At 62.1% G+C, this 2,169-nt stretch carries 2 protein-coding genes; one reads left to right on the forward strand and one right to left on the reverse strand.

Annotated elements, in window-relative coordinates; genetic code table 11:
- On the reverse strand, positions 1-1,548 hold a 1,548-nt coding region (locus tag HX846_RS31265; protein WP_178966875.1), incomplete at its 3' end, for a DEAD/DEAH box helicase.
- A gap of 99 nt (positions 1,549-1,647) precedes the next feature.
- On the opposite strand from HX846_RS31265, the gene HX846_RS31270 reads away from it, so the two are divergent.
- Entirely contained in the window at positions 1,648-2,112 is a 465-nt protein-coding gene (locus tag HX846_RS31270) for a CopD family protein (RefSeq protein ID WP_003213709.1), read from the forward strand.
- The last annotated feature ends 57 nt before the right edge of the window (positions 2,113-2,169 follow it).

Here is a 2,169-nt window from a genome sequence, read left to right on the forward strand (position 1 = left end):
GTGATGGAACGGGCTGGGCACCACGGCGGTGACGGCCTTCTTCGGCAGCCCGGCGCGCATGCGGAAGCGGTCGAAGGTGCCCAGGGCCGTCAGCGTAGCCGAGGTGACCAAGGCACCGTAGGCCACGTTCCACAGATTGCGTCGGAGCATTTCCGCCGCCAGGATCGGGCTGGCGTTGACCTCGATATCGAACAGCGCACCGCTTTCCGACAGGGTCAGCCAACGGGCCATGGGCGGGTTGTCTTCCGGGTCTTCGACGGTAAAGGCGGTCCACAACTCCCAGTTGCCCTGGGAACGGGACAGCAGGCTGCCAAACAGCGGGTACCATTCTTCAGCCTGATTGCTGGCGATGCCGATATTGACCTCGCCATCCATGCCTTCCTTGAGCAAATCGGTGAGACGGGTGAACAAGTCGGTCAGGCGCGAAAAGCCCTTTTTCAGCTCGACGCCCATTTCGCGCATGTGCTCGGGGATCAGCCCGCCAACGAAACGATGGCGCGGCCGTTCGCGGCCTTCCACGTCTTCGCCGGGCTTGAAGTCTGCCACCTGCTCGCAGGCGCTGAACATGAATTGCTGCTGGGTCTTGATCTCCCGCGCCAGCTCCGGCACCTGCTCGATCAACTTGCCCAGGTCGCCCGGCAGCGGGTGCTGGGCGAGCAACTTGGTGAGGTTCTTGGCCGTGGTTTCCAGCCAGTCGGCGGTGGAGCGCAGCCGCGTGTAGTGAGCAAAGTGGCCGATGGCCTTGTCGGGCAGGTGATGGCCTTCGTCGAACACGTAGAGTGTGTCGCGCGGGTCGGGCAACACGGCGCCGCCCCCCAGGGCCAGGTCGGCGAGGACCATGTCATGGTTGGTGACAATAACGTCGACCTTGCCCATGCCCTCCCGGGCCTTGTAGAAGGCGCACTGGCCGAAGTTGGGGCAATGACGGTTGGTGCACTGGCTGTGATCGGTGGTCAGGCGCGCCCAGTCGGCGTCTTCCAGGGCATTGGGCCAGCTGTCGCGGTCGCCGTCCCATTTATTGCCCGCCAGTTTCTCGATCATGCTGGTAAACAGCTTCTGACTGACCTCATCGACTTCGATCTTGAAGCCTTCTTCTTCGAACAGCGAGGCAGTGGCGGTTTGCGCGTGGCCTTCCTGCAACAGCACGTCGAGCTTGGACAGGCACATATAGCGCCCACGGCCCTTGGCCAGAGCGAAGGTGAAATTCAGGCCGCTGTTGCGCATCAGGTCGGGCAGGTCTTTGTAGACAATCTGCTCTTGCAGGGCGACGGTGGCGGTGGCAATCACCAGGCGCTTGCCGGCGGCCTTGGCGGTGGGGATCGCCGCCAGGCTGTAGGCCACGGTTTTACCGGTACCGGTGCCGGCCTCGACGGCCACCACGGCGGGGTCGCCACTGCGCCGACCTTCGTCGTCGGTGTCGATATCACCGAGGACCTTGGCGACTTCGGCGATCATCAGGCGCTGGCCGTACCGCGGCTTCAAGCTCTTGGCTTCGAGAAAACGCGAGTAGGCGCCCTGGATCGTGGTTTTGAGTTCAGTGCTGATCATGGATAGTCGGGCGCAAAAAACGCTGGATAAATTTTCAGTGGTTCGGATCGGCCGCTATCATACCCCGCTAATTAATCCCGCGCAGAACGGAGTACCCTAATGACCGTCTTTAGCTTCGCTTACACCCTGCATGTACTGGCCGCCCTGATCTGGGTCGGCGGTATGTTTTTCGCCTGGATGATCCTGCGCCCCGCCGCCATGGCCGCGCTGGACGGGCCGGCCCGGCTGAAACTCTGGGTAAATGTGTTTCAACGTTTTTTCGTGTGGGTCTGGGTGGCGGTGCTGGTGTTGCCGATCAGCGGTGTCGGCCTGCTGCAACTGCGCTTCAGCGGGTTTGAGACCGCGCCGCGTTATGTACAGGTCATGATGGGGCTATATGTGGTGATGACGGCGCTGTTTATCCGGATTCAGGCGCTGAAGTTGCCGGAGCTGCGCGTGGCGGTGGCGGCTGAGGATTGGCCGGCCGGGGCTGCGGCCTTGGGGCAGATTCGTAAATTGGTGGGGATCAACTTGATAGTGGGGTTGGTGCTGGTGGCGATTGCTTCGGCACGGCCGATGTTCTAAAGCGCCTAGTAGACCGCTTTCGCGAGCAAGCCCGCTCCCACATTTGGAATGCGTTTC

Source organism: Pseudomonas sp. K5002, assembly GCF_013386655.1.
In the GTDB taxonomy this organism is placed as follows: domain Bacteria; phylum Pseudomonadota; class Gammaproteobacteria; order Pseudomonadales; family Pseudomonadaceae; genus Aquipseudomonas.